Here is a 25,178-nt window from a genome sequence, read left to right on the forward strand (position 1 = left end):
GGAAGCTCTCGTTTCCTGCTGAACCTCACCGCCGCGGTCAGCGCACCGGAGAACGAGCGGAGAGGTCACCGTGGACCATTTGCGCAGTGCCGCCTGGTATCAGGGCGCGGATCGCAACGCCTATATCCACCGCGCCTGGATGCGGCGCGGGCTCCCCGACGACGCACTCGACGCTACGAAGCCGCAGATCGCGATCGCCAACACCGCGTCCGACCTCACCCCGTGCAACATGCACCTCAACGAGGTCGCCGAGAGCGTCAAGCAGGGCGTCTGGGCGGCCGGCGGCGTGCCGTACAACCTCCCCGTCGTCTCGCTCGGCGAGACCCAGGTGAAGCCGACCGCGATGCTGTGGCGCAACATGGCGGCGATGGCGATGGAGGAGATGTTCCGCGCCAACCCCATCGACGGGCTCGTGCTGCTCGGCGGCTGCGACAAGACGATCCCGGCGCTGCTGATGGCGGCGGCATCCGTCAACCTCCCGGCGATCGTCGTGCCGGGCGGGCCGATGCTCACCGGCTACTTCCGCGGCGAGGCCCTCGGCTGCGGCACCGACGTGTGGCGGCTGAGCGAGGAGGTGCGGGCCGGCACCATCACCAACGCCCAGTTCCAGGAGTCGGAGCAGTCCACCATCCGCAGCAAGGGCCACTGCAACACCATGGGCACCGCCTCCACGATGGCCGTCGTCGCCGAGGCGCTCGGCATGACGATCCCCGGCTTCGCGGGCACCCCCGCGGCGGACGCCCGGCTGCTGAAGAAGTCGCACGAGACCGGGCGGCTGATCGTCGACATGGTGGCCGCGGGGCGCCGGCCGAGCGACATCATGACCAGGGAGTCGTTCCTCAACGCCATCATCGCCGTCGCCGCGGTCGGCGGCTCCACGAACGCGGTCGTCCACCTCCTCGCCATCGCGGGCCGGCTCGGCATCGAGCTGAGCCTGGCGGACTTCGACGCGGCCGGGGCCGGCATCCCGGTCATGGCGAACCTGCAGCCGAGCGGCGCGTTCCTGATGGACGACCTGCACCGCGCCGGCGGGCTGCTCGCCCTGCTCGCGCAGATCACCGACCTGCTGCACCCGGAGCCGATCACCGTCACCGGCGCGCCCCTCGTCGACGCCCTCGGCGGCCACCCCGTCTACGACGACACCGTCATCCTGCCGCGCGAGGCGCCGCTCATGGCGGATGCCGGCATCGCCGTGCTGCGCGGCAACCTCGCGCCCCGCGGCGCGATCATCAAGCCCTCGGCGGCCAGCCCCGAACTCCTCCAGCACGTCGGCCCCGCCGTCGTCTTCGACAGCGTCGAGGACATGCGCGCCCGCATCGACGACCCGGAGCTCGACGTCACGGCCGACTCGGTGCTCGTGCTCCGCGGCTGCGGGCCCCGGGGCTACCCGGGCATGCCCGAGGTCGGCAACATGCCGCTGCCGCGGAAGCTCCTGGAGGCCGGCGTGCGCGACATGGTGCGCATCAGCGACGCCCGGATGAGCGGCACCGCGTACGGCACCGTCATCCTGCACGTCGCCCCGGAGGCCGCGGCCGGCGGGCCGCTCGGGCTGGTGCGCACCGGCGACATCATCCGAGTGGACGTCGCCGGGCGCTCGCTCAGCGTGGACGTCAGCGAGGAGGAGCTGCGCTCGCGCGGCCAGAGCCCGGCAAGCGAGGCGGCGTACGCGAAACCCAGCCGCGGCTGGGCGAAGCTCTACGTCGACCACGTCATGCAGGCCGACACCGGGGCCGACCTCGACTTCCTGGTCGGCTCCAGCGGAGATGAGGTCAGCCGTGAATCGCACTGACCGCGAAAACTGGGAGGAACCCTGATGCGCGCACTCGTTGTGACGGCCCCGCGGAAGGCGGAGGTCCGGGATGTCCCGGCGCCGATCGCGGCGCCGGGACATCTGCTCGTCGACGTGGAACGGGTCGGCATCTGCGGAACGGATGTCGAGCTGTACACCGGTCAGATGGCCTACATCCAGCACGGGCGCACCCACTTTCCGCTTCGCCTCGGCCACGAATGGGCCGGCCGGGTCGTCGCGGTCGGCTCCCCCGCCGATGAGAGCTGGCTCGGGCTGCGCGTCACCGGCGACACCATGCTCGGCTGCGGGCACTGCCAGTTCTGCCAGGGCGGCCACCACCACGTCTGCCCCGACCGCTTCGAGGTCGGCATCCTCGACGGCTGGGCCGGTGCCCTCGCCGAGCAGGTGCTCATCCCGACGCGCTACGCACACCCGATCCCGGAGAGTGTCAGCGTCACGGCCGCCGCACTCGTCGAACCCGGCGGCAACTCGCTGCGGGCCGTGCGCGCGGCGGCGATCGAGCCGGGCCACAGCGTGCTCGTGCTCGGCTCCGGAACCATCGGCCTGCTCGCCGCCCAGTTCGCACTGGCCGAGGGCGCCGAGGTGCACGTCGGCGGCGTGCGCGAAGACTCACTGGAACTGGCGCGGTCGCTCGGCGTGCAGCACACCTGGCAGCTGGACGAGCTCGCCGGCGGGCACGGCAACGAGCTCGACGCCGTGATCGAGGCCACCAGCGACGAGCGGATGCCGGCCCTCTCCGTCATGCTGGCGAAGCCGGCGGGCCGCGTCGTCTACATCGGCCTGGCATCCACCCCCAGCCTCGTCGACACGCGGCGCATCGTCTTCAGAGACATCACCGCCGTCGGCATCCTCTCCGCCTCCCCCGGCCTGACCGGGGCGATCGAGGGCTTCGCGAGCGGCGCCGTCGTGCCCGACTCGCTCGTCAGCGAGGTCATCTCGCTCGACGAGGTGCCGAGCCGGCTGGAGGGGGCGCGCGGCGCGTCCGCGGGCCCCGGGCCGAAGGTGCACGTCGACCCGCGCCTGCCCTGACGCAGCCGCAGCCGCAGCCGCGAACGATCAGCGCGGCTCGCCGGCTACGTCCCAGCCGTACGCTTCCGCGATCCGGCGTTGGATCTCGGTTGTGACGGACTGGCCGGCGTCGCCGTTGGTCATGATGACGGCGCCGTGTCCAGCGGAAATGTGCCCAATGAGCTGCGCCTTGAAGCCCCAGTTGTCGCCATCATGCTCGAAGTACCGGCCTCCGCCCTGCTCGGAGACGACGAAGCCGATCGCGAAGGGGCCCACGCCGACGGGTGTGACCATGTTGCGCATCATCGCTTGGTCCAGCACCAGCGAAGACCGTCCGGCGAGCGCCCGCTGAACCTCGACCACGAATCTGGCGAGGTCGCCGGGTGTCGTCCACAGTCCGGCCGCCGCCTGCTCCGGATACACGTGCCAGGGGGCATTCAGCCTGGTGCCCGCCTGGTCGTGGGCCCGCGCGGCTCGAGGTTCGAGCTCGGCCGGCAGCGGCTGCTCGTAGGTGCTCGCGGTCATGCCGATCGGCTGCAGCACCCAGTCGTGCATGATCTGCGCGAAGGCTGCCCCGACGGTGTCGGTGAGCGCGAGCTGCTGGATCTCGACGCCGCCACCCGAGTACTCATATGCCGTCAGCGCCGGGCGCACCAGCCGCACGGCCGGCAGTGGCGACGGCGGCAGGCCATCGAGGATCTGCGGCACGGTCGGCAGCGGTTCGCCCGGTTCGTAGCCGGGGAAGCCGAACCCGTCGCCGAGCCCGGACGTGTGGCTCATGAGCATCCGTGGCGTCACGGCGGGTCCCCCGCCGAACGGAGAGGCCGGAAGCTTCCAGCTTGTGAGAATCGCGTTGATGTCCTGGTCGAGGTCGAACAGCCCGAGCTGGGCGGCCTTCAGCGATGCGACCGCCGCCAGCGGCTTGCTGATCGAGGCTGCTTGGTACAGCGTCTGGTCGGTGGCGCGCTCGCCGGTTTGCGCGTCTGCCAGTCCCCAGGATTTCGTCCACGCGACGTCAAAGCCGTCAATGACAGCGACGCCGACACCGGGCACGCGGTAGTGGTCGAGCAGCTGCGGGATGCTCAGGGAACCGACCCCGTGGCGGTCAACCGACGTCGTTCCCTCGATCTGGGCGATCTTCGCGGCATGAGCCCGCGGCGGCGCCAACTCGCTCCTAGACATTCCACCGAACGTAGCAGAGCGCCCCGTTGTCGCCCGAGCGGCTCGCATCAGGTGTGGGGTAGTCGGCCGTCGCATCCACGATCACTGTGCCGCCGGCGCAACGATGTTCGTTGCCGCGGCACAGAATCGCCCACATTCCCCCGTGGACCCCGTCGAACTCCCCCGAATTCGCGGAGGTTGGATACAGGCCGACCACCCGAGGAAAAGATACCATACGTTTGGTTTCAGCAGAAGGCCCTCGTCAGCGCTCCCACCAGGCTAGCGCTGGACCCCGGCGCCGCCCCTCCTGACGAAGACCTCGGGGAGCAGCGCAGACAACGTGTCCAAGCGGTCGGGTGCGGCGACCGACGGAAGGAGGAATTCCCACATTTCACGCACACGGTCCATCAGGTCGTCCATGCCCGTGAGCACGTCCGAGAGCAGCTGGATACCCGTGAACGACGGGATGATGAAATGCGCAAGCTTCGCAGGGTCGGTTGCCGGCGCGAGCTCGCCGGCCTCGACCGCGCGCCTGACGAGGTGCTCAAAGGTCTGCAGCCAGTCGTCGTAGGGCGCACGCGTGGGCGGGTCGAAGATGGGGCCACCCGTGGTCAGCCGGATCCCGGCACGCACCAGGGGATCGTTGACGAGGCCGTTCGCCAGGTCGGCACACATGAGCATCATGGTCTCAACGGGGCTGTCCGTCGTCTCCAGGATCTGTTGCGCCCCCAGACTGGAGACGCGGTGCCCCTGGTCGATCACGGCACGCGCGAGCTCTTCCTTCGAGCTGAAGTGAAAGTAGAGCGCGCCCTTGGTCGCTCCCGCAGACTCCGCGATGGCGGCGATCGAGGCGGCGTCGTAGCCGACCTTGAAGAAGACGTCGGCGGCACCGGAGATGATCTTGTCCAGCGTCACGATCGCACGCTTCTGCATCGCCATCCGTCTCCCCCACTGTCCCCGTCAGGGAAATTCTACCGAGGGGCCAGAGGGAACCGCCGCGAAATCGCCCCGCGCAAAGCACAAGAGGGCGGATGCCGCAGCATCCGCCCTCTTGAAGAAACAATGACTAGAAGTCCCAGTCCTCGTCTTCCGTGACAACGGCCTTGCCGATGACGTAGCTCGAGCCGGAGCCCGAGAAGAAGTCGTGGTTCTCGTCCGCGTTCGGCGAGAGCGCCGAGAGGATCGCCGGGTTCACGTCGGTGACCGTCTTCGGGAACATCGGCTCGTAGCCCAGATTCATCAGCGCCTTGTTGGCGTTGTAGTGCAGGAACTTCTTGACGTCCTCGGTCAGGCCGACGCCGTCGTAGAGGTCCTGCGTGTACTGCACCTCGTTCTCGTAGAGCTCGTACATGAGGTTGAAGGTGTAGTCCTTCAGCTCCTGGCGGCGCTCCTCGGTCTCGTTCTCGAGGCCCTTCTGGAACTTGTAGCCGATGTAGTAGCCGTGCACGGCCTCGTCACGGATGATGAGGCGGATCATGTCGGCCGTGTTGGTGAGCTTCGCGCGGCTCGACCAGTACATCGGCAGGTAGAAGCCGGAGTAGAACAGGAACGACTCGAGCAGCGTGGAGGCCACCTTGCGCTTCAGGGGGTCATCGCCCTGGTAGTAGTTCATGATGATCTGAGCCTTCTTCTGAAGGTTCTGATTCTCGGTCGACCAGCGGAACGCCTCGTCGATCTCCTTGGTGGAGCAGAGCGTCGAGAAGATCGACGAGTAGCTCTTCGCGTGCACCGACTCCATGAACGCGATGTTCGTGTAGACGGCCTCCTCGTGGGGAGTGATGGCATCCGGAATCAACGACACGGCACCGACGGTGCCCTGGATCGTGTCGAGCAGGGTCAGACCCGTAAACACGCGCATCGTCATCAGCTGCTCTTCGGCGGTGAGCGTCGCCCACGACTGGATGTCGTTGGAGAGCGGCACCTTCTCGGGCAGCCAGAAGTTGTTGACGAGTCGGTTCCAGACCTCGACGTCCTTCTCATCCTGGATCTTGTTCCAGTTGATGGCGTTGACGTGGCTGACCAGCTTGATCTTGCCCTGGTGGGCGGGATCGTTCTGGGCCGAGTTGACCTTGTCGGTGAGAGTCATTGTGATTCCTTTGAGATTCGAGGGATGCCGGTCAGACCGCGTTCGTCGCGCCTAGAGGGCGCAGCTCACGCAGCCCTCCACCTCGGTGCCCTCCAGCGCCATCTGGCGCAGGCGGATGTAGTAGATCGTCTTGATGCCCTTGCGCCAGGCGTAGATCTGGGTCTTGTTGATGTCGCGCGTGGTGGCGGTGTCCTTGAAGAACAGCGTCAGCGACAGGCCCTGGTCGACGTGCTGGGTGGCGGCGGCGTACGTGTCGATGACCTTCTCGGCACCGATCTCGTAGGCGTCCTGGTAGTAGTCCAGGTTGTCATTCGTCATGAACGGCGCCGGGAAGTACACGCGGCCGAGCTTGCCTTCCTTGCGGATCTCGATCTTCGCGGCGATCGGGTGAATGGATGCCGTCGAGTTGTTGATGTAGCTGATCGAGCCCGTCGGCGGCACGGCCTGCAGGTTCTGGTTGTAGATGCCGTGCTCCATGATGGAGGCCTTGAGCTCGCGCCAGTCGTCCTGCGTCGGGATGTGCACGGCCGAGTTGGCGAACAGCTCGGCGACGCGCTCCGTGGCGGGCAGCCACTCGGCATCCGTGTACTTGTCGAAGAACTCACCCGAGGCGTACTTCGAGTCGGCGAACCCGTCGAAGGTCTCGCCGCGCTCGATCGCGATCGCGTTGGAGGACTTCAGCGCGTTGTAGACGACCGTGTAGAAGTAGATGTTCGTGAAGTCGATGCCCTCTTCGCTGCCGTAGTAGATGCGCTCGCGGGCGAGGTAACCGTGCAGGTTCATCTGGCCGAGGCCGATGGCGTGCGACTTGTCGTTGCCGTCCTCGATCGAGCGCACCGAGCTGATGTGGCTCTGGTTCGAGACCGAGGTGAGGCCGCGGATGGCGGTGTCGATGGTCTTGCCGAAGTCGGGCGAGTCCATCGCCAGGGCGATGTTCAGCGAACCGAGGTTGCAGCTGATGTCCTTGCCGATCTTGTCGTACGAGAGGTCCTCGTTGTACGTGGTCGGCGTGTTGACCTGGAGGATCTCGGAGCACAGGTTCGACATGTTGATGCGGCCCTTGATGGGGTTCGCAGCGTTGACGGTGTCCTCGTACATGATGTACGGGTAGCCGGACTCGAACTGGATCTCGGCGAGGGTCTGGAAGAACTCGCGGGCCTTGATCTTGGACTTCTTGATCGCCGGGTTGTCGACCATCTCGCGGTACTTCTCGGTGACCGAGATGTCGGCGAAGGGCACGCCGTAGACGCGCTCGACGTCGTACGGGGAGAACAGGTACATGTCCTCGTCGTTCTTGGCCAGCTCGAAGGTGATGTCGGGCACGACGACGCCGAGGCTCAGCGTCTTGATGCGCACCTTCTCGTCGGCGTTCTCACGCTTGGTGTCGAGGAAGCGCATGATGTCGGGGTGGTGCGCCTGCAGGTAGACGGCACCGGCGCCCTGGCGGGCACCGAGCTGGTTGGCGTAGCTGAAGGAGTCCTCGAGGAGCTTCATCACGGGGATGATGCCGGAGGACTGGTTCTCGATCTGCTTGATCGGGGCGCCGGCCTCGCGGATGTTGGAAAGCAGCAGGGCCACGCCGCCGCCGCGCTTGGAGAGCTGCAGCGAGGAGTTGATGCCGCGCGAGATCGACTCCATGTTGTCCTCGATGCGCAGCAGGAAGCAGGAGACGAGCTCGCCGCGCTGTGCCTTGCCCGAGTTCAGGAAGGTGGGGGTGGCCGGCTGGAAGCGGCCGGCGAGGATCTCCTCGACGAGGTTGGTGGCGAGCTTCTCGTCACCGGCGGCGAGGCCGAGGGCGGTCATCACGACGCGGTCCTCGAAGCGCTCCAGGTAGCGCTTGCCGTCGAAGGTCTTCAGCGTGTAGCTGGTGTAGTACTTGAACGCGCCGAGGAAGGTGTCGAAGCGGAACTTCTTCGAGTAGGCGAGGTCGTTGAGCTGGGTGATGAACTCGAACGAGTACATCTCGAGCACGGCGGGCTCGTAGTACTCCTTCTCGACCAGGTAGTCGAGGCGCTCGCGCAGCGAGTGGAAGAAGACGGTGTTCTGGTTCACGTGCTGCAGGAAGTACTCCCGCGCAGCCTCGCGGTCCTTCTCGAACTGGATCTCTCCGTTCGGGCCGTACAGGTTCAGCATCGCGTTCAGGGAGTGATAGTCCATCCCGGTGCGCGGCGCTTCCATCAGTGAGACGCTGTCGCCAGTTGTTCCGACCAAAACGAGTCCAATCCTTCGTGGACGATATTCACATCGTCCGGTGTTCCGAATACTTCAAATCTGTAGAGCTGCGGCACATTGCATTTGGCCGCGATGATGTCTCCGGCCAGGCCGTAGGCCGAACCGAAATTGGTGTTTCCTGCTGCGATCACTCCGCGCAGCAGCGCCCGGTTGTTCGCATCGTTGAGAAACCGGATCACCTGCTTGGGCACGGCCCCGTTCCCGTCGCCGCCCCCGTAGGTGGGAACGACGAGAACATAGGGTTCCGTTGCGTGCAGCGGTGCGTCTTTGGCATAGAGCGGGATCCGCTCTGCCGGCTGGCCGAGCTTCTGCATGAATCGGTGCGTGTTGCCCGAGACACTCGAGAAATAGACCAAATTGGCCATGGGTTCGACCCCCTCTCGGTACGCCGAATGGGTTGTTGCGTTGGTGTTCGTGTGCTCCGGCGCTTGCGCAGCCGGGTGCGGATGCCGCGTGCGCGGCGTTTCGGGCGGGCTCGCGAGTGCGCGGCATCCGCCCGATTCTCGCTAGGCGAGGCGCGCTGCGAGCTCCGAGATCTTGTCGGGACGGAAGCCGGACCAGTGGTCCTCGTCCGTGATCACAACGGGGGCCTGCAGGTAACCCAATTCCTTGACGGCTTCCAGTGCCTTTTCGTCGACAGAGAGGTCGAGAACTTCGTACTCAATACCCTGGTTATCGAGGGCACGATACGTCGCCGTGCACTGCACGCACGAAGGCTTGGTGTAGACCGTTACAGTCATCGATTTCCCCTTTTTGTGTACGAAGTCTGGGCTTATCCCCCGACTCCTCAATACTACATCTAGTGCCAGCCGATAGGAACAGCCACTAGATGATGTAGTTACATTTATGTAGTTATCCACCGGTTACTCACCGGTTCTCAACAGGCCCGGCGACTGAGTTCGGCCTGTTTCCGCGCCTCTCGCGAGGCTTATCCACAGCCCCCCATTCGGGGAGCAGTTTGCCTGTGGAAAGTCCGTCGGCGTGTCGCCGGCGGATGTCGTTGACCACAAGATCCTGTGCTGCTATAGCCACTCTGCCAGCCCCCTCTGACACCCGTTTTCGGCGCCCAGAATCACCGTTTTCGGCGGCGCCTCACGCCGCCCGCGCCCTCCCGTCACGCTGATTCATGACAGGCCACCCCTTCTCGGGGGATACTTTCGGAGGGGGCAATCGATTTCACCGTGACCTGCCCGACACGGCCGGCCCAGCAGGGCGCGCCCGGTAGCGAGTGACATCGAGAGGACGCTGACATGACGGCATGGTCGGTAGACCTTCCTGCGGCGAAGGCCACCGTCACCTCAGGCTCGGAGCAAGCCGCCGAGTTCGAGACGCACGCGCAGACGAGCATGAGGCGCAGGCGGCGCCTGGGCGGAGCTCTGGCGGGCGCGGCCATCGGCAGTTTTTCCCCTGGCCCCGGAACCCTGATCGGCGGCATCCTCGGTGGCGTCGGCGGGGTGCTTGGGCAGACCACAAGTCAAGCGACAACCGACAAAGTAAGAGGTGACGCGTGATGTTCGGCGTCTACGTGGGCGGCTTTCTGTTCATTCTTGCGGGAACGCTGGCTTACACCGGCCGCTGGAAGGGGTGGGCGTTTGCCCGACCCGTCCTCAGCTACGGGATCGGCTTCGGCTGCCTCTACATGGGTATCGCCGTGGTGCTGGGCTGGACGGCCGCAACCGTGTTGCCCGATTCGATGAACATCCTCTTCATCATCCTGGTCAGCATCTCTGGCGCTCTCGTATTGCTCACACTGATTTCGCAGTGGTGGCTGCCCCGATTCCTGCAGCCCCGGTGGTTTCGCGAACTTCGTGCCGAGCAGCACCGCACCTACGGCCCGGGATGGGGCCGCAAGGCATAAGCGCCGCAGAGGCTCAACCCGCGCAGATCGAGAAACACGAGTCTGCTCCTGAGCGCGGCGGCAGCGGTTCCGGCATCCGCCGCCGCCCGCACAGCCCTCGCGGCCCCCGTTGTGTCTCGCGGCCCCCGACATAACGAGGGCCGCGAGGCACAACGGGGGCCGCGAGCGACACGACACGTGCGACACGAGCGCACCGCGCCAACGCTCCGGGCCGGCTCGCTACGCCAGGGCGCCAGGCCGGTGCGCGAGGCCGCGGCGCCACGCAGGCACGCCGGGCCGGCGCGCTACGCCAGGGCGCGCGGCGGCGCCGTGCTCTCGCGCTCGATCAGCTCGGGCACCCGCTGCAGCTGCGACGGCGACTCGTCGTCGCGCAGCGCGGCGAGCACCGCGGCCATCGTGTCGCGACCGAGGGACTCGAAGTCCTGCCGGATCGTGGTGAGCGGCGGCGCGAAGTACCCGGACTCGGGGATGTCGTCGAAGCCGATCACGCTGACGTCGGCCGGCACGCTGAGGCCCGCGGCCGAAAGCGCGTGGTACAGGCCCAGCGCCATCTGGTCATTGCCGACGAACACGGCCGTGAAGCCGCCCTGCGCCGCCAGCTCGGCGCCGATGCGGTAGCCGCTGGCGGGGCTCCAGTCCCCCGAGGGCAGCTCGTGCACCCTCAACTGGTTCTCGGCCAGCACGTCGCGCCAGGCACGGTGCCGCTCGACGGCATCCAGCGCCGCCATGGGCCCGGCGATGTGCCGGATCTCGCGGTGGCCGAGCGCGATGAGCCGCTCGACGGCGATGCGCGCGCCCCGGTACTGGTCCAGCGAGACGCGGTGGAAGCCGCCGCTGCCCTGCGCGGCGATGGCGATGAGCGGAACCCCGAGCTCGAGCTCGTTCACCGACTCCACGGCGGCCCGGTCGGTGGCGATGAGCACGATCGCCTCGACGTTTTGCCGCAGCAGCATCTCGACGGCGGCGCGCATGGTGGCGGCATCCGTCGTGAGCATGCTCGCCATGCTCACCGCGTAGCGCGCCTCTCTGGCGGCCTCGTTGAAGTGCAGCGCGGTGCTCGACGGGCCGTAGTCGGGCGTGCCGACGGTGATCAGCCCGAGGGTGCGCGAGCGCCGCGTGACCAGGGCGCGCGCCGCCGGCGACGGCACGTAGCGCAGCTGCTTGATCGCCTGCTCGACCCGCAGCCGGGTCGCCGGGCGCACGTTCGGCAGGTCGTTGAGCACGCGCGACACCGTCTGGTGCGAAACACCGGCCAGGCGCGCCACATCGAAGATGTTGGCGGCGCGCGCCTTCTCGTCGTCCATGCTCACCGGCTTGGGTGCTCCTGCTTCACGTGCGTCGTGCACATCATTGTCGCTCTCATTATGTCGTCACCGGCCAGTGCCGCCGCACACAGCGCTCGCCGCACGGTCGCCCGCCCGGGCGGAACGACCGTGCCGCGGGGGCTATCGCCGTTTCGCCGTGAGCACCTTCTGCAGAATGATGAACACCAGCAGCAGCCCGCCGATGAAGATCTTGGTCCACCAGGAGCTCAACGTGCCCTCGAAGGTGATGATCGTCTGGATGATGCCGAGCACCAGCACGCCGAGCACCGAGCCGAGCACGAAGCCGTAGCCGCCGGTCAGCAGCGTGCCGCCGATCACCACCGCGGCGATGGCGTCGAGCTCGGTGCCGACGGCCGTCAGGCTGTAGCCCGAGAGCGTGTAGAAGGTGAACAGCACGCCGGCGATGCCGGAGCAGAGGCCGCTGATCACGTAGACGAGCACCTTGGTGCGCGCCGTCGGCAGGCCCATCAGCATGCCCGATTGCTCGCTGCCGCCGAGGGCGTACACGGTGCGCCCGAAGCGGGTGTACTGCAGCACCCAGACGGCGGCCAGCACGACGACGAGCGCGATGATCACGCTGGGCGTGATGCTCAGCCCGCCGCCGAGCGGGATCCGGGTCTGCGCGAAGCTGACGAAGAAGGGGTCGACGATCGAGATCGAGTCCTTGCTGATCACGTAGCAGAGGCCGCGTGCCAGGAACATGGCGGCCAGCGTCGCGATGAACGGCTGCACCTCGAACACGTGGATCATCAGCCCGACGAGCAGCCCGAGCAGCGAGGTGAGCACCAGGATCAGCGGGATCACGACGCCGGGCGGCCATCCGCCCTGCAGCAGGCTGGCGGCGATCATGGTCGACATCGCCACCACGGCCCCGACCGAGAGGTCGATGCCGCCCGTGATGATCACGAACGTCATCCCCACGGCGAGCACGATCAGATAGGCGTTGTCGACAAACAGGTTGAGCAGCACCTGGCCAGAGAAGAAGCCGTTGTAGCGCAGCCCGCCGGCCACGAAGACCGCGATGAACAGCAGCAGCGTCACCAGCACGGGGCCGTACTTCGGGCTGCTGAAGGTGTGTCGGATGCCGGAGAGCACCCGCGTCAGCGTGCTCGGCGCGTCCACGCCCGAGCCGGCCGGCGACGGCCGGAAGCCGGGCCCGGTCGCCCGCCGCGGCGCACGCCGGTTCGGAGGCTGAACCGCGGGCTCTGCGGTCTTCTCTGGAGCGAGGCCGGTCATGCCGCCATCTCCTTTCCGGCCGTGCGCAGCGCGGCCGTTCGTCGCCAGGAGGCGAATGCCGCCGTGGTGGCCGGCGACTGCAGCAGGCAGACCACGGTGACCACGGCCGCCTTGAACACCATGGTGGCGATCGGCGGGATGCCGACCGTGTAGACGGTGGTGACGAGGGTCTGGATCACGAGCGCCCCGACGAGCGTCCCGGTGAGCGAGTAGCGCCCGCCCATCAGCGACGTGCCGCCGATGACGACGGCGAGGATCGCGTCCAGCTCGATGAAGAGGCCGGTGTTGTTGGCATCCGCCGCCGTCTGGTTGGCGGTGAGGATGATTCCGGCGATCGCCGCGCAGAAGGCGCAGAAGGTGTAGACCGCGAACAGCAGCCCGCGCGCCCGCACGCCCGCCTGGCGGCTGGCCTCCGGGTTGATGCCGACCGACTCGATCATCAGCCCGAGCGCGGTGCGCCGGGTGATCAGGGCGGCCACCGCGAAGACGACGGCGGCGATGACGACCGCGATCGGCACCCCGACCCAGAAGCCCGAGCCGATCGCCTTGAACGGCGGGCTGTTCACCGTGAGGATCTGCCCCTCGGTGATGAGCATCGCCACCCCGCGCCCCGCCGTCATCAGGATGAGGGTCGCGATGATCGGCTGGATGCCGAGCACCGCCACCAGGAAGCCGTTCCACACGCCGAGCAGCAGCGAGATGCCCACGGCGACGGCAATCGCCACGGCCACGGTCGCCGGGTTGGACGGGTCGGAGGAGCCGAGCAGGATGGAGCAGGCCACCGCGCCGGCGATGGCGCAGATCGCGCCGACCGAGAGGTCGATGCCCCGGGTGGCGATGACGAGCGTCATGCCGATGGCGATGATCAGCATGGGGGCGCCGTTGCGCAGGATGTCGATCAGGCTGCCGAAGAGGTGGCCGTCTTTGATCGTGATCGCGAAGAAGCCGGGGAAGGCGACCAGGTTGATCGCGAACAGCGCGAGCAGCATGACGACCGGCCAGAACAGCCGGTTGGCGGCAAGCTTGCCGATGGTGGCGTTCACGGGGTACCTCCGGGGGTGTTCTGGTCTGGTGCAGTCGGGGCGGGGGCGTTCGGGGAAGGGACGCTCTGGGCCGGTGCGCTCTGGGCCGGGCCGGCGTCCACGAGCACCGCCTCGACGGAGGAGTTGGCGGACGCGGAGTCCGAGCCGTCGGCGATGAGCGCGAGCAGCGACTCGACGGTGAGGTCGTCGTTCTCGATGTCGGCGACGAGCTGGCGGTCGCGCATCACGGCGACCCGGTTGCTGAGCCGCAGCACCTCCTCCAGCTCGGCCGAGATGAACACGACGCTCATGCCGTTCTCGGCCAGGGAGTAGACGAGTTTCTGGATCTCGGCCTTGGCCCCGATGTCGATGCCGCGGGTGGGCTCGTCGAGGATCAGCAGCCGGGGCGCGATCGCCAGCCAGCGGGCCAACAGCACCTTCTGCTGGTTTCCGCCGGAGAGGTTGCGCACGAGGGCGTCCGGGTTGGCCGGCCGGATGTTGAGCGCCTTGATGTAGCTCTCGGCGAGCTCGTCCTGGCGCTTGCGCGGGATCGGGCGGAACCAGCCGCGATCCGCCTGCAGCGCCAACACGATGTTGTCGCGCACGGTGAGGTCGGCGACGATGCCCTCCTCGCGGCGATTCTCCGAGGAGTAGGCGATGCCATGGCTGAGCGCCTGGCGGGGTGTGCGCAGTTTGACGGGCTTGCCCGAGATCGTGAGCTCGCCGGCATCCGCCCGGTCAATGCCGCCGAGCAGGCGGGCGATCTCGGTGCGCCCGGAGCCGAGCAGGCCGGCCAGGCCCACGACCTCGCCCTCGCCGATCGGCAGGCTGAGCGGCTCGACCGAGCCGGCGCGGCCCAGCTGCGAGGCGCGCACGAAGACGACCTCGTCGTTGTCGACGCTGCTCGCGGTGCTGGCGGTGTGCGTGCGCTTGTCGAGGTCGTCGAGGGCGGTGAGCTCCTTGCCGATCATCTTCTGCACGAGGTCGATGCGCAGGATCTCCTCGGTGAGGTACTCGCCGACGAGTGCGCCGTTGCGCAGCACCGTGAGGCGGTCGGAGATGCCGTAGACCTGGTCGAGGAAGTGCGAGACGAAGAGGATGGCGACGCCGTCGGCCTTGAGCGAGCGGATGACGCGGAACAGCTCGGCCACCTCGTCGGCGTCGAGGCTCGAGGTCGGCTCGTCGAGGATCAGCACCTTGGCCTGGACGTCGACGGCGCGCGCGATGGCGACGAGCTGCTGCACGGCGAGCGAGTGCTCGTTGAGCAGGGAGTTGGGGTCGATGTCGAGGTGCAGGCCGGCGAGCAGCTCGGTGGAGCGTGCCCGCATCGCCTTCCAGTCGATGCCGCGCCAGGTGCGCGGCTCGCGTCCGAGCATGATGTTCTCGGCGACGGTGAGATTGCCGAGCAGGTTCACCTCTTGGTAGACCGTGCTGATGCCGGCGGCCTGCGCGGCGGCGGGGCCGGAGAACGAGACCTGCTCGCCGGCCAGCGTGATCACGCCGCTGTCGATGCCGTAGACGCCGGTGAGCGCCTTGATCAGCGTGGACTTGCCCGCGCCGTTCTCCCCCATCAGCGAGTGGACCTCGCCGGGGAACATCCGGAAACTCACCTTGTCGAGGGCTTTGACTCCGGGGAATGAGATCGAGATGTCGGTCATGTCGACCACGGGCGCTGCGCCTGTCATGCTCGGTCCTCTCTTCATTGAGGGTGGCCACTCTTCATTGAGGGTGGTGGGTGCGGATGCCGCTGCGGCGGGGTTCGGGTGCGCGGCTGCTTCGCCGCGCACCCGCTCCGCGTGGGTGCTGCCAGTGGTGCTGGTGCTGGTGGTGCTGGCGTGTGCGGTGCTTCAGCTTGGCAGGCGCTGGGCCTGCGGCATCCGCAGCGACATGCCGGTTTGTGCGTGCCGCCACGAATCCCTGGCGGCACGCACCCAGCCGGCTAGTACTGGCGCGTCGGCAGGGCCTCGATGGCCTGCTCCTGGGTGAAGGTCGTCTCCTCGGTGACGATGCGCTTCTCCGGGGTCTCGCCGTTGTTGATCTGCTTCACAACCTCGATGAGCTGCTTGCCGAGCAGCGGCGAGCACTCCACGATGAAGTTGATCTTGCCGTCGGCGAGTGCCTGCATGCCGTCCTTGACCGCGTCGACCGTGACGATCTTGATGTCCTTGCCCGGGACGAGACCGGCGGCCTCAATCGCCTCGATCGCGCCGAGACCCATGTCGTCGTTGTGCGCGTAGATCAGGTTGACGCCGGGGTTGGCCTTGAGCAGCGCCTCGGTCACCTGCTTGCCGCCGGCACGCGTGAAGTCACCGGTCTGCGAGGCGACGACCTCGAACTTGGGGTCGGACTTGATGGCCTCGGCGAAGCCCTCTGCGCGGTCGATGGCGGGCGCGGCGCCCGTCGTGCCCTCGAGCTGGATGATCTTGACCGGCTCGGTCTGGTCCTTGTACTCCTCGAGCACCCACTCGCCGGCCTTCTGGCCCTCGAGCACGAAGTCGGAGCCGAGGAAGGTGACGTAGAGCGAGTCGTCCGAGGAGTCGACCGCGCGGTCGGTCAGCACGACGGGGATGCCGGCATCCTTCGCCTCGTTGAGCACGGCGTCCCAGCCGGTCTCGACGACGGGCGAGAAGGCGATGACGTCGACCTTCTGCTGGATGTACGAGCGGATCGCCTTGATCTGGTTCTCCTGCTTCTGCTGGGCGTCGGAGAACTTGAGCTGGATTCCGGCTTCCTTGAACGAGTCCTGGATGTCCTTGGTGTTGGCGGTGCGCCATCCGCTCTCGGCGCCGACCTGGGCGAAGCCGACCACGAGGTCGCTCTCGGCCTTGGGGCCCGCGGCTGCGGCGTCGCCGCTGCCGGTCGCCGCCGGCGCGCATCCGGCGAGTGCGAGCAGCATGGCTCCTGCTGCGAATGCTCCGATGAGTTTCTTCATCTGACTAAACCTCCTTGTTCAGTGCCGGCGGGAATGTGCTGCGTTCTCGGTGCCGGATCGCCAGTCCGTTCTGGCGATGTCACGATGTTAGCGCTCACATGTGAGCCTTCACAATAGGCAGTTTTCGTTTCGTTACCTCCTAGTTATGCGGATGTCGCGCCGTCAGCCACCGCAGTGCGCTACGAATTGTGAGCGCTCACTGTTTCTCCGCGTGGCGTGCGCAGCATGCGCGGCCTGCGCGTTCGTGGCGCCCGACTCCCGCCGCCCCAGGCGCACGCGTCCGCTCGTGGCCCTCGTTGTGTCTCGCGGCCCTCGGTATACCCAGGGCCGCGAGACACAACGAGGGCCGCGACGCGCATCGCCGCGGCATCACCGCCCGCATCGCCACCGCGCCAGCGCCGGCCTGCGACTACCCGGCAGCGCGCTCCCCCGGCCGCTGCGCGCTCCGCCGGTGGCGCACCGGCTGAGCGAGCGGCACGCCCGCCTCCCGCGTGAATCGCAGGAACGCCAGCGGCGGGAGCACGAGGTCCCAGACCCACCTCGTCATCGAACGCAGTTGCGGCCGCAGCGCGTCCTCGCGCAGTTTCTCTTGGTACACGATCTCGCCCGGGTCCTGCCCGGGCCCGACGACGGCACCGCGGGTGTACTTGAACCTGCCGTCGAACTCGCCGGCCTTGCGCACGCCGCGCCAGTAGAAGTCGACGTCGGCCTCGCCCCCATCGGAGCGCTCGAACGTCACCTGCAGCTCCGGGATCTCGAAGCCGTGCTCCTGGAAGCGCACCCGGGTGAGGCTCTCCCCCACGCTGCCGGCGAGCCCGCTCGCGAACGCGATGGCGAACTCCGCCCGCCGGTACCCCCGCCGTGGCGCCACGCGTTCCAGCTCGGCGTTCACCCGGTCGCGTACCACCACCTCCGCAGCATCCTGAACCGCTCGCAGCTCGGCGCTCCGCCACGGCACGCCGCGGGCGGCTGCCACCTCGCCCGCGTCGAGTCGGGCCGCGCGGAACGCGGCGTCGAGCACGGCGAGCGACCGGTCCAACGGCTCCGTCGCGGCGACATCCGCGAGTGTGCGCTCCAGCGACGTCACGAGGATGCCGCCAATCACAACGATCTCGGCCCACGGTGCGCCGCGGTGCACCGTGACGTGCCGCGAGGACGCCCCACCCAACGCGTCTGCGTCGCTCACGTGCACGGTCGACGGCCACTCGCCGATCGTCGGCAGGCCGTGCATCGCCGCCGCGGAGAGGTGCGAGACCACCCAGTCCCGCTCGGCCAACAGCAGCGTCGCGCGCACAAGCAGGCGGTGCCGCTGCTCGGGCCACAGCGTCGCCCAGACCGCCTCCGTGACGTACACGCTCGGCCTCACCCGGCGCAGCAGCCCCTGGCGCACACACTGGTTGATCCGGTCGGAGTTCAGGCCGGCCTCGCGCAGTGCGCGCCCGGTGATCAGGCCGTCGCCGAGCGCACTGAGCAGCTCCAGGGTTTCCGTCATGCTGCCACGCTTCCGGATTCCGAAGCCGGCGGCATCCGCCCGCTGCCCGCCTGTGCACAACAGCTCCCGAAGCACCCCTGTGCAGAACTCGCGCCCCACCGACTCGATGCGCCGGCCGCGCTGCTCGCGGCCCGCGTTTTGCCTCGCGGCACTCGTTATGTCGCGGGCCGCGAGACAGAACGCGGGCCGCGAGCGCGCAAGACGGGCGGATGCCGCGATGCCGCCGCCGCGGGCGCGGGCGGGTGCCGCGGCGGGCGGACCGATGCCGCGACGCCGCCGCGGGCGCCGGTGAGCGTCCCCGCACGCACGAGGGCCCCGGCATCCGCGAACGGATGCCGGGGCCCTGCCCGCACGCGGCGAGCGAGTGCGCGGGTGCGCGGGCGGCTAGCGCCCGGCGCCGGCGCGGCGCTTGTTGTAGACGTCGAAGGCGACGGCGAGCAGCAGCACGAGGCCCTTGACGGCCTGCTGCCACTCGATGCCAATACCCATGATCGACATACCGTTGTTCAGCACACCGATGATGAGGCCACCGATGATGGCGCCGGCGATGGTGCCGACACCGCCCTGCACGGCCGCGCCACCGATGAAGGCCGCGGAGATGGCCTCGAGCTCGAAGCCGTCACCGGCCTTCGGCCCGGCCAGGTTCAGGCGGGCGGTGAAGATGAGGCCGGCGAGGGCCGCGAGCACGCCCATGTTGACGAACAGCAGGAAGTCGACGCGACGCGCCTTGACACCGGAGAGCTCCGCCGCGTGGCGGTTGCCGCCGATGGCGTAGATGTGGCGGCCGAACACGCTGCGGTTCATGATGATGCCGTAGATCATGACGAGCACGGCGAGGACGATCAGCGTGACGGGGATGCCCTTGTAGGAGGCGAGCGCGTAGGCGAAGGCGCCGATCACGACGGTGATGAGCACCAGCTTGGTGATGAACCAGGCGAGCGGCTCGACCTCCTGGCCGTACTTCTGGCGGCCGGCACGGGTGCGCACCTGCTGGATGATCAGCGCCGCGATGGCGATCACGCCGACGCCGACGGTGAGCGGGTCGATCGGGAACGTGCCGAACAGGTCAGTCAGGAAGCCGTTGCCGAGCGCGCGGTACTCCGCCGGGAAGGAGCCGATGTTGGCGTTGCCGAGCACCACGAGCGCGAGCCCTCGGAAGATCAGCATGCCGGCCAGCGTCACGATGAACGCGGGGATCCCGACATAGGCGATCCAGAAGCCCTGCCAGACGCCGACCAGGGCGCCGATGGCGAGCGACAGCACGATCGCGAGCCACCAGGGCAGGCCCCAGTTCACCGCGAACACGCCGGAGCAGGCCCCGACGAAGGCGGCGACGGAACCGACCGAGAGGTCGATGTGGCCGGCGATGATGACCATCACCATGCCGATCGCGAGAACGAGGATGTAGCCGTTCTGCACGATCAGGTTGGAGATGTTCTGCGGGCGCAGCAGGATGCCGTCGGTCAGCACCGTGAACAGCACGACCACGGCGATTAGCGCCAGGAAGATGCCGTTCTTGCCGAGGTCGGCCAGCACGTGGCTGAGCCAGTTGGTGAACTTGTTCGAAGCCGGGTGAACCTGGCTGGCCGCCGCCGCGTTGTCCGTCGGCCGGTTTTCAAGTTTTGTCATGTCTGTTTCTCCTTGAGATTCCCGAGCGCCGACGCTAGCGGGGCTTTTCCATGGTCATGAGTTTGAGGACGGATTCCGGTGTGGCCTCCGCGATGGGCAGCTCGCCCGTGATGCGGCCCTCGGAGATCGCGTAGACGCGGTCAGAGATGCCGAGCAGCTCCGGCAGCTCGGAGGAGATCACGATGATGCCCTTGCCCTCCGCCGCGAGCTTGTTGATGATCGCGTAGATCTCGTACTTGGCGCCCACGTCGATGCCGCGGGTGGGCTCGTCGAGGATGAGGACGTCGGGGTCGGAGTAGATCCACTTCGACAGCACGACCTTCTGCTGGTTGCCGCCGGAGAGCTTGCCGGTCTTGGCCAGCACCGACGGCGCCTTGATGTTCATGCTCGTGCGGAACTCGTTCGCGACGCGGTACTCCTCGTTGTCGTGAACGAGGCCCCACTTCTCGAGCTTGCCGAGGGAGGCCATCGAGATGTTGCGCTTGATGTCCTCGATCAGGTTGAGCCCGTAGGTCTTGCGGTCCTCGGTGGCGTACGCGATGCCGTTGGCGATCGCCTCCGACACGGTGCGCGTCTTGATCTCCTGCCCGCGCTTGAACACGCGGCCGGAGATCTTGGTGCCGTAGCTGCGTCCGAACAGGCTCATCGCGAACTCGGTGCGGCCGGCGCCCATCAGCCCGGCGATGCCGACGATCTCGCCGGCGTGCACGGTGAGGTTCACGTTGTCGACGACGACGCGGCTCTGGTCCTGCGGGTGGTGCGCGGTCCAGTCCTCGACGCGCAGCAGCTCCTCGCCGATGTTCGGCGTGTGGTCCGGGTAGCGGCTCTCGAGGTCGCGGCCGACCATGTCCTTGATGATGCGCTCTTCTGTGACATCCGTCTTCGCGATCGTCTCGATCGTCTTGCCGTCACGGATGACGGTGACCGAGTCGGCGATCTTCTTGATCTCGTTCAGCTTGTGGCTGATGATGATCGACGTGATGCCCTGGCCCTTGAGGTGCAGGATCAGATTGAGCAGGTGGTTGGAGTCCTCGTCGTTGAGGGCAGCCGTCGGCTCGTCGAGGATGAGCAGCTTGACGCGCTTGGAGAGCGCCTTGGCGATCTCGACCAGCTGCTGCTTGCCGACGCCGATGTCCATGATGCGCGTGGTCGGGTTGTCGCTCAGGCCAACCCGGGCGAGCAGCTTCTGCGCCTCGTGGTTGGTCTTGTTCCAGTCGATCAGCCCGAAGGAGTTCTTCAACTCGTTGTTGAGGAAGATGTTCTCTGCAATAGAGAGGTAGGGGCTGAGCGCCAGCTCCTGGTGGATGATGACGATGCCCTTGGCCTCGCTATCGGTGATGTCCTTGAACTCGACGATCTCGTCTTCGAAGACGATGTCGCCGGTGTAGCTGCCGTGCGGGTAGACGCCACTCAGCACCTTCATGAGGGTGGACTTGCCCGCGCCGTTCTCGCCGCAGATCGCGAGCACCTCGCCGCGCTCGGCAGAGAGCGTGACGTTGGAGAGTGCTTTGACACCGGGGAACGTCTTGGTGATGCCGCGCATCTCCAGAATGTTGGTGGTCACGAACGTGCCTTCCTCATTCGACTTCCAATTTCTTGACTGTGGGGGCGGATGCCGGGAACCGCTGAGCCGGTGGGGATACCGTAGTACCCCCACCGGCCTCTCGCGGGGAGAGCGCGGGTGTTAGCCCTTGATCTCTTCTGCGGTCCAGTAGCCGCTGTCAACGAGGACAGAGGTGATGTTGTCCTTCACGACGACCTGCGAGGAGAGCAGGAACGACGGCACGACGAAGTTGCCGTTGTCGTAGGTCTCGGTGTCGTTGACCTGGACGTCGGTGCCGTTGAGGAGGGCGGATGCCATCTCAACTGCGACCTTGGCCAGCTCGCGGGTGTCCTTGAAGATGGTGGCGAACTGCTCGCCCGAGTTGATGGCCTTGACCGAGTCGAGCTCGGCGTCCTGGCCGGAGATGATCGGCCACTCGGCGCCCACGCTGTAGCCAGCGTCGGTCAGAGCGGAGATGATTCCACGGGAGAGTCCGTCGTAGGGCGAGAGAACGCCGTTGACCTTGGAGCCGTCGGAGTAGGTCGACGTCAGCAGGTTCTCCATGCGCTTCTGGGCAACTTCGCCGTCCCAGCGGAGGATGGCGGCCTGCTCGAAGTTGGTCTGGCCGCTCTTGACGACGACGGTGCCGGCGTCAATGAAGGGCTGGAGCTCGTCGATGGCACCCTGCCAGAAGAAGGTGGCGTTGTTGTCGTCGGGCGAACCGGCGAACAGCTCCACGTTGAAGGGGCCTGCCGGTGCGTCGGCGATGGCGGTGCCGTCGAGCTCGACGAGGCCGAGTCCGTTCAGAACCGACCAGGCCTGCTGCTGGCCGACGATGTAGTTGTTGAACGTGACGTAGTAGTCGATGTTGTCGGTGTCACGGATGAGGCGGTCGTAGGCGATGACCGGGATCTCGTTCTCGGCGGCCTGCTCGAGCACGCTGCTCAGCGTGGTGCCGTCGATGGAGGCGATGATCAGGGCCTCTGCGCCCTTGGTGATCATGTTCTCGATCTGCGAGACCTGGGTGGGGATGTCGTCCTCTGCGTACTGCAGGTCGACCTTGAAGCCCTGGGCCTCGAGCTGCTCCTTGACGGCGTTGCCGTCCTGGATCCAGCGCTCGGAGCTCTTGGTGGGCATTGCCACGCCAATGAGGCCGCCGTTGCCTGCGCCCTCGCCGCTGCCGCCATCGGTGCCCGCCGGCGAGCTGGCGCATGCCGCCAGTGCCAGCATGGCCCCGGCGGTGAACATCGCGAGAAGAACCTTCTTCGTCTTCACTGTGTTTCCTTTCATTGTGACGCGGACGTCGTTGTCTGGTGCTGCATGTCGAGCTCGGCGCAAAGGAGGCGCGCCGGGCCCGGGTTTCTGCGAGGGGCTATGCGCCACTCGCCGTTCGGGCCCGCACACGGGGTGCTGGCTTCTGGCGACGAACCTCCGTCGCCTGTCCGTAGACGTTTTGATAGCGATCGAAGAGTGCGTCGATCGCGGGTTGGGGAATCTCGATGATCTCGCCGGCCTGCCGGGCCAGGTGCACGGTGCGGGCGGCGTCCTCCACCATGACGGCGGCCTTGACGGCTGCCCGCGCGCTGGGGCCGATCGTGAACGGGCCGTGGTTCGCCATCAGCACGGCCTTGGAGCGGTGGCCGGTAAGCGTCTCGACGATGCCGCGGCCGATCGAGTCGTCGCCGATGACGGCGAATGGGCCGACCGGGATCGGGCCGCCGAACTCGTCGGCGATGGCCGTGAGCACGCAGGGGATCTCCTCGCCGCGGGCGGCCCAGGCCGTCGCGTAGGGCGAGTGGGTGTGCACGACGCCGCCGACCTCCGGCATATTCCGGTAGACGTATGCGTGGGCGGCGGTGTCGCTGGACGGTGCCCGGCCGCTGCCGGGGGTGCCGTCGATGACGGCGCCGTCGAGGTCGCAGAGGATCATGTTCTCGGGTGCGAGGTCGTCGTAGGCGACGCCGGACGGCTTGATCACGAAGAGGTCGGCGCCGGGGACCCGGGCGGAGACATTGCCGCCCGTCCACACGACGAGCTCGTTGCGGGTCAGTTCGGAGTGCAGCTGGGCCACGTCGGCACGGACGCGGGCGATGGCCACCTCGATGGTCGGACCGTAGCCGCTCATGCGTGCACCGCCCGGGCTGTGGCGCGGGTGCCGCCGCCACGCGTTGTCTGCGAAACGGATGCCGGGGCGCCGGCGAATGCCGTCCTGCTCCGGTGCATCGACTGCTTTGTCACGTTTCGCTATTCCTTCATCACATCGTCGTGGGCGTTCCAACGCCCGCCGCGATTCGGTGATCGCTCAGCGGGCGAGTTTCCAATGTGAACGGTCACATTGGATGTCCTCATGGTAGCCGCATCGGCGGATGGATTGTCAAGTTTGAGTTGTCTCAGAACGATAACGGCGCTGTGTTCCCAGTAATCAGGACGAAGTTGAGCGTGAAAGAGCGGGCGCAGGCACCGCGCCGCGGCCGTGCGCAGCCCGAAATCCGGCCCGTGTGGTCAGAACGCGGGGGCCCCCGTTGATCGCCGCACGATGAGCTCGGGAACGAGCAGTCGGCTGCTCGTCGAGGGCGCGTCCCCCTCTCCGCTCGCGCCGGCCGGATCGGCCCCGCTCGGGTACCCGGATGCCGGCAGGCCACCGCCCGCTGCGCCGTCCGGCGCCCCGCCGGTGTCGTCACCGTCGCGGTCGCCGTTGCCGTGCTCGCCCGCCGCCTCGCGCCGCCCGATCTCGGCGATCAGCTGTTCGATGCTGCGCCGGCCGAGCTCGGCGAAGTCCTGGCGCACGGTCGTCAGCGGCGGCGCGAAGTGGGCCGCCTCCGGGATGTCGTCGAAGCCGACGATGCTCACATCGCCGGGCACGTCGAGGCCGGCATCCCGCACCGCGTGCATGAGCCCGAGCGCCATCTGGTCGTTGGAGGAGAAGATCGCCGTGAAGTCGCGCACGCTGAGCAGCTCGCGGCCGGCGTAGTAGCCGAAGTCGGCCGTCCAGTCGCCCAGGATCGGCGCGGTGGTGGGCACGTCGCTGTCCGACATCTCGCGGAGGAACCCCGTCATGCGGGCCTCGGCCTCGATCCAGTCCTGTGGGCCGGCGAGGTGGTAGATGTGCCGGTGGCCGAGTTCGATCAGGTGCCGTGTCGCCAGCCGGGCACCCGTGATCTGGTCGACGGCGAGCGTGTTGTCGCCGAACTTGCCGGTGGGCTGGAGTGTCACGAGGGGCACGTCGATCGCCCGCTCGGCGAGGATGTCGAACACCCGCACCTGCGGCGCGATCACGACGAGGCCCTCGACGGCCTGCGCCATCAGGTGCTCGATCGCGCCGGTGATGGCCTCGGGGTCGGAGCCGACGATGTTCGCGGTGTTGATGTAGTAGCCGTGGGCGCGGGCCGCCACCTCGATCGCGGCGATGCTGGAGGCGGGCCCGTACTGCGCGCTGGAGGCGGCGAGCACCCCGATGACGCGGGAGCGGCTGGTGACGAGGGCCCGGGCCGCGCGGTTCGGCCGGTACTGCAGCTCGTCCATGACGGCGAGCACGCGCGCCTTGGTCTCGGGGCGGATGCTCGGGTGGTGGTTGAGCACGCGGGACACGGTCTGGTGCGACACCCCGGCGAGCCGTGCGACGTCGCGGATGCTCGGCGCTCTGCCCCGCCCTGCCTCGTCCGTCACGACTGCCCCATCTGTGCGTACTCCCCCGCTATGTGTACGTTCACATGCGCGTGCAGGTCAATTATGCCGACATTGGACGATGTGACTGACACATTTGTGACAGTCACACGAATCCATGTGACAGGAACATGCCCCCGCGCCCCTGCGTGCGCCTGTCGAGATCCGCTGATCGAGCCTG

Annotated in this window: 21 protein-coding genes; 4 read left to right on the top strand and 17 right to left on the bottom strand. The window is 67.5% G+C overall.

What is annotated here, in order from left to right; genetic code table 11:
* Positions 1-70: 70 nt before the first annotated feature.
* Both BLT62_RS16860 and BLT62_RS16865 read left to right on the top strand, forming a co-directional pair.
* The gene (locus BLT62_RS16860) at positions 71-1,789 is read left to right on the top strand and encodes an IlvD/Edd family dehydratase (protein WP_083365107.1); all 1,719 of its coding nucleotides are present in this window, start codon (positions 71-73) and stop codon (positions 1,787-1,789) included.
* 24 nt (positions 1,790-1,813) lie between these two features.
* Entirely contained in the window at positions 1,814-2,839 is a 1,026-nt protein-coding gene (locus BLT62_RS16865; RefSeq protein ID WP_083365108.1) for a zinc-dependent alcohol dehydrogenase, read from the top strand.
* A 27-nt stretch (positions 2,840-2,866) separates the two neighbouring features.
* Here BLT62_RS16865 and BLT62_RS16870 read toward each other — a convergent pair whose 3' ends face one another.
* From BLT62_RS16870 to nrdH, 6 genes are all read right to left on the bottom strand, one after another.
* On the bottom strand, positions 2,867-4,000 hold the full coding sequence (locus tag BLT62_RS16870) for a serine hydrolase domain-containing protein (RefSeq protein ID WP_083365109.1): 1,134 nt from the start codon (positions 3,998-4,000) through the stop codon (positions 2,867-2,869).
* A gap of 258 nt (positions 4,001-4,258) precedes the next feature.
* Positions 4,259-4,918, bottom strand: a complete 660-nt coding sequence (locus BLT62_RS16875) for a ScbR family autoregulator-binding transcription factor (protein ID WP_083365110.1) — start codon at positions 4,916-4,918, stop codon at positions 4,259-4,261.
* 127 nt (positions 4,919-5,045) lie between these two features.
* Positions 5,046-6,065, bottom strand: a complete 1,020-nt coding sequence (gene nrdF, locus BLT62_RS16880) for a class 1b ribonucleoside-diphosphate reductase subunit beta (RefSeq protein WP_083365111.1) — start codon at positions 6,063-6,065, stop codon at positions 5,046-5,048.
* 51 nt (positions 6,066-6,116) lie between these two features.
* Positions 6,117-8,243, bottom strand: coding sequence for a class 1b ribonucleoside-diphosphate reductase subunit alpha (gene nrdE, locus BLT62_RS16885; protein WP_083365112.1), 2,127 nt, complete (start codon positions 8,241-8,243; stop codon positions 6,117-6,119).
* Entirely contained in the window at positions 8,243-8,662 is a 420-nt protein-coding gene (gene nrdI / locus BLT62_RS16890; protein WP_083365113.1) for a class Ib ribonucleoside-diphosphate reductase assembly flavoprotein NrdI, read from the bottom strand. Before nrdI ends, nrdE begins: the two co-directional genes overlap by 1 nt.
* A gap of 141 nt (positions 8,663-8,803) precedes the next feature.
* The gene (gene nrdH, locus BLT62_RS16895) at positions 8,804-9,037 is read right to left on the bottom strand and encodes a glutaredoxin-like protein NrdH (RefSeq protein ID WP_083365114.1); all 234 of its coding nucleotides are present in this window, start codon (positions 9,035-9,037) and stop codon (positions 8,804-8,806) included.
* A 510-nt stretch (positions 9,038-9,547) separates the two neighbouring features.
* Here nrdH and BLT62_RS17790 point away from each other — a divergent pair.
* Entirely contained in the window at positions 9,548-9,808 is a 261-nt protein-coding gene (locus BLT62_RS17790; RefSeq protein ID WP_156786407.1) for a hypothetical protein, read from the top strand.
* A complete protein-coding gene (locus BLT62_RS16900) occupies positions 9,805-10,155 on the top strand; it encodes a hypothetical protein (RefSeq protein ID WP_083365115.1) in 351 nt (116 codons plus the stop codon). Before BLT62_RS17790 ends, BLT62_RS16900 begins: the two co-directional genes overlap by 4 nt.
* Positions 10,156-10,439: 284 nt before the next feature.
* Here BLT62_RS16900 and BLT62_RS16905 read toward each other — a convergent pair whose 3' ends face one another.
* The 11 genes from BLT62_RS16905 to BLT62_RS16955 form a co-directional block, all read right to left on the bottom strand.
* Positions 10,440-11,459: a LacI family DNA-binding transcriptional regulator gene (locus tag BLT62_RS16905; RefSeq protein WP_083365116.1), complete on the bottom strand. Its 1,020-nt coding sequence runs from the start codon at positions 11,457-11,459 to the stop codon at positions 10,440-10,442.
* A gap of 141 nt (positions 11,460-11,600) precedes the next feature.
* A complete protein-coding gene (yjfF, locus tag BLT62_RS16910) occupies positions 11,601-12,716 on the bottom strand; it encodes a galactofuranose ABC transporter, permease protein YjfF (protein WP_083365117.1) in 1,116 nt (371 codons plus the stop codon).
* The gene (locus BLT62_RS16915; RefSeq protein ID WP_231919276.1) at positions 12,713-13,759 is read right to left on the bottom strand and encodes an ABC transporter permease; all 1,047 of its coding nucleotides are present in this window, start codon (positions 13,757-13,759) and stop codon (positions 12,713-12,715) included. Before BLT62_RS16915 ends, yjfF begins: the two co-directional genes overlap by 4 nt.
* On the bottom strand, positions 13,756-15,423 hold the full coding sequence (locus BLT62_RS16920) for a sugar ABC transporter ATP-binding protein (RefSeq protein WP_083365118.1): 1,668 nt from the start codon (positions 15,421-15,423) through the stop codon (positions 13,756-13,758). Before BLT62_RS16920 ends, BLT62_RS16915 begins: the two co-directional genes overlap by 4 nt.
* Positions 15,424-15,677: 254 nt before the next feature.
* Positions 15,678-16,670 (bottom strand): ABC transporter substrate-binding protein, encoded by a 993-nt coding sequence (locus BLT62_RS16925; RefSeq protein ID WP_083365119.1) that lies wholly within the window; start codon positions 16,668-16,670, stop codon positions 15,678-15,680.
* 409 nt (positions 16,671-17,079) lie between these two features.
* Entirely contained in the window at positions 17,080-18,162 is a 1,083-nt protein-coding gene (locus tag BLT62_RS16930; RefSeq protein ID WP_083365120.1) for a type IV toxin-antitoxin system AbiEi family antitoxin domain-containing protein, read from the bottom strand.
* A 384-nt stretch (positions 18,163-18,546) separates the two neighbouring features.
* On the bottom strand, positions 18,547-19,791 hold the full coding sequence (gene mmsB / locus BLT62_RS16935) for a multiple monosaccharide ABC transporter permease (RefSeq protein WP_083365121.1): 1,245 nt from the start codon (positions 19,789-19,791) through the stop codon (positions 18,547-18,549).
* Between the two features lie 34 nt (positions 19,792-19,825).
* Positions 19,826-21,355 (bottom strand): multiple monosaccharide ABC transporter ATP-binding protein, encoded by a 1,530-nt coding sequence (gene mmsA / locus BLT62_RS16940; RefSeq protein ID WP_083365122.1) that lies wholly within the window; start codon positions 21,353-21,355, stop codon positions 19,826-19,828.
* A gap of 120 nt (positions 21,356-21,475) precedes the next feature.
* Positions 21,476-22,609 (bottom strand): multiple monosaccharide ABC transporter substrate-binding protein, encoded by a 1,134-nt coding sequence (gene chvE / locus BLT62_RS16945; RefSeq protein ID WP_083365123.1) that lies wholly within the window; start codon positions 22,607-22,609, stop codon positions 21,476-21,478.
* Positions 22,610-22,706: 97 nt separating this feature from the next.
* Complete coding sequence (locus BLT62_RS16950; protein ID WP_083365124.1) at positions 22,707-23,459, bottom strand: L-ribulose-5-phosphate 4-epimerase; 753 nt, start codon at positions 23,457-23,459, stop codon at positions 22,707-22,709.
* Positions 23,460-23,836: 377 nt separating this feature from the next.
* Positions 23,837-25,000, bottom strand: coding sequence for a LacI family DNA-binding transcriptional regulator (locus BLT62_RS16955; RefSeq protein ID WP_083365125.1), 1,164 nt, complete (start codon positions 24,998-25,000; stop codon positions 23,837-23,839).
* Positions 25,001-25,178: the final 178 nt, after the last annotated feature.

It is taken from the genome of Microterricola viridarii (genome assembly GCF_900104895.1).
Classification (GTDB): Bacteria; Actinomycetota; Actinomycetes; order Actinomycetales; family Microbacteriaceae; genus Microterricola; species Microterricola viridarii.

Excerpts from the sequence above, each read along its gene's own strand:
- BLT62_RS16865 (WP_083365108.1), top strand. The coding sequence starts at position 1,814 with ATGCGCGCACTCGTTGTGACGGCCCCGCGGAAGGCGGAGGTCCGGGAT.
- BLT62_RS16870 (WP_083365109.1), bottom strand. The coding sequence starts at position 4,000 with ATGTCTAGGAGCGAGTTGGCGCCGCCGCGGGCTCATGCCGCGAAGATC.
- BLT62_RS16875 (WP_083365110.1), bottom strand. The coding sequence starts at position 4,918 with ATGGCGATGCAGAAGCGTGCGATCGTGACGCTGGACAAGATCATCTCC.
- nrdF (WP_083365111.1), bottom strand. The coding sequence starts at position 6,065 with ATGACTCTCACCGACAAGGTCAACTCGGCCCAGAACGATCCCGCCCAC.
- nrdE (WP_083365112.1), bottom strand. The coding sequence starts at position 8,243 with ATGGAAGCGCCGCGCACCGGGATGGACTATCACTCCCTGAACGCGATG.
- nrdI (WP_083365113.1), bottom strand. The coding sequence starts at position 8,662 with ATGGCCAATTTGGTCTATTTCTCGAGTGTCTCGGGCAACACGCACCGA.
- nrdH (WP_083365114.1), bottom strand. The coding sequence starts at position 9,037 with ATGACTGTAACGGTCTACACCAAGCCTTCGTGCGTGCAGTGCACGGCG.
- BLT62_RS17790 (WP_156786407.1), top strand. The coding sequence starts at position 9,548 with ATGACGGCATGGTCGGTAGACCTTCCTGCGGCGAAGGCCACCGTCACC.
- BLT62_RS16905 (WP_083365116.1), bottom strand. The coding sequence starts at position 11,459 with ATGGACGACGAGAAGGCGCGCGCCGCCAACATCTTCGATGTGGCGCGC.
- yjfF (WP_083365117.1), bottom strand. The coding sequence starts at position 12,716 with ATGACCGGCCTCGCTCCAGAGAAGACCGCAGAGCCCGCGGTTCAGCCT.
- BLT62_RS16920 (WP_083365118.1), bottom strand. The coding sequence starts at position 15,423 with ATGACAGGCGCAGCGCCCGTGGTCGACATGACCGACATCTCGATCTCA.
- BLT62_RS16925 (WP_083365119.1), bottom strand. The coding sequence starts at position 16,670 with ATGAAGAAACTCATCGGAGCATTCGCAGCAGGAGCCATGCTGCTCGCA.
- BLT62_RS16930 (WP_083365120.1), bottom strand. The coding sequence starts at position 18,162 with ATGACGGAAACCCTGGAGCTGCTCAGTGCGCTCGGCGACGGCCTGATC.
- mmsB (WP_083365121.1), bottom strand. The coding sequence starts at position 19,791 with ATGACAAAACTTGAAAACCGGCCGACGGACAACGCGGCGGCGGCCAGC.
- BLT62_RS16950 (WP_083365124.1), bottom strand. The coding sequence starts at position 23,459 with ATGAGCGGCTACGGTCCGACCATCGAGGTGGCCATCGCCCGCGTCCGT.